Consider the following 267-nt stretch of genomic DNA (forward strand, 5'->3'; position numbering starts at 1 on the left):
TGATATTCTTTAAATCTGATCACTTCATCACCAAACCATTCGTTAAACTCTTTCATTCTTTCCTGCAGTGGTATCAGCTCATTCTGTACAAAAACCTGTGAGGCTTTCTTAACATCACCAAAGCCGCCAGTATTGTTAGGAATAATTCCCATCATCTGAGGTGGTACGCGGTGAGCGCTTAACATATCGTCTCGTGTAACATTCTTAATGTTAAAAAACTCATCCTTGGCCGTGACTTCACTCAGTGGAATTATCGTATGCCGTCTT

At 40.4% G+C, this 267-nt stretch carries 1 pseudogene; it reads right to left on the reverse strand.

From position 1 onward, the window contains the following. Positions 1–267, reverse strand: a pseudogene (locus tag M992_RS14505) (phage portal protein); the annotation flags it as partial.

The sequence above is a fragment of the Moellerella wisconsensis ATCC 35017 genome, from assembly GCF_001294465.1.
GTDB classification, from domain to species: Bacteria; Pseudomonadota; Gammaproteobacteria; order Enterobacterales; family Enterobacteriaceae; genus Moellerella; species Moellerella wisconsensis.